Origin of the sequence: Bradyrhizobium sp. 76 (assembly GCF_023073025.1) — a bacterium.
Classification (GTDB): Bacteria; Pseudomonadota; Alphaproteobacteria; order Rhizobiales; family Xanthobacteraceae; genus Bradyrhizobium.
The window spans coordinates 1-1,198 of the sequence record NZ_JADPIS010000089.1 but is presented as its reverse complement, the minus strand read 5'-3'; the positions used below and the strand labels follow the sequence as shown (position 1 = coordinate 1,198).

Sequence of the window (1,198 nt, the reverse complement as noted above, 5' to 3'; positions counted from 1 at the left end):
TCGATTGCATCATCGACGCGCAATCCGCCGAAGGCGATGCAGTGAGGGCCGCCATTGTCCATCCAGGCGCGGCTGCAGCTGTAGCGCGGGATATGGTGCTTCATGCCGGAGTACCGGAGTGTGAGCTTGCGGCCGCAGCGCTTGCACCGGATCAGACCGGCCAGCAGCGCGTCACCATGCTTGGGCGCGCCGTGATGCCGAGCGGTGGGAACGTTGCTGCTGACCATGGTGCGGATCGCCTCGAACCTCTCCCAGCTCACATACCCGTCGTGGGTGTTGGGCTTCAGCGCCAGCCATTGGTTCCGCGCCTTGCGGCGGAGCTTCACGCTCACGCCCTCGGCGCTGTATCCCGCCGCCACAGCCGTCTTACCATAGGCATAGGCGCCGCCGTAGACCGGGTTCTCAATGATCCGGTGGATGGCGGAGTAGCTCGGTCGCCGCCAGGCCGTGTCGCCGTTGGTCTGCTTCACCGGCAGATCGAGATTGTACTCGTGGAGCCAGCAGAGTGCCTGTCGCGCGCTGCCCAGTTCCTCGACCTTGTCGAACACCAACTGGATCGCTTCCTGGACGCGCCGATCCGGATCTTTCTCATAACGGTCGCCGGCCTTCACGAAGCCGACGGGCGCCGCCACAACCAACTCGCCGCGGCGCGCCTTCTCGTAGCGGGCCGAGAGCGAGCGCTGGCGCAACAGATCCAGCTCGTACTCGTTGAGGCTGCCCTTGAGCCCGAGCAGCAGGCGGTCGTTGCCGTGCCTTGGCGCATAGATGGTCTCCTGATCGACCAGAACGGTATCGACCACGCGGCACATCTCGATGAGTTGCTGCCAATCCCGGCTGTTGCGAGCGAAGCGCGAGACCTCGCGGGCGCAAACCGCCCCAACCTTACCGAGGCAAACCTCCGCTACCATTCGCTCGAAACCGGCGCGTTGGACCCCGCCGGCGGCTGAACGACCGAGATCATCATCGATCACTTCAACCTCTGCCCACCCGAGCGCCGTGAGCCGGTCCCGCATGGAGTATTGCAACGCACTGCTCTCGCGATTGTGCAGCACCTGATGCGCTGAGGATTGACGCACGTAAAGAATCGCCTTGCGCTCCAGATGATGAGGCCTGACCTTGTCAGAGATCATGATCGACCTCCTTCGCGCGCGGCGTCGCTGTCGTCGCGGCATGATCGAGGATCAACTGCGTCATCAGG

The 1,198-nt window shown here is 64.0% G+C and carries 1 protein-coding gene; it reads right to left on the bottom strand.

Going from position 1 to position 1,198, the window contains the following annotated elements; all coding sequences use genetic code 11:
* The coding region (locus IVB48_RS16525; RefSeq protein WP_247400930.1) for a recombinase family protein at window positions 1-1,130 on the bottom strand (1,130 nt) is incomplete at its 3' end.
* Window positions 1,131-1,198: the final 68 nt, after the last annotated feature.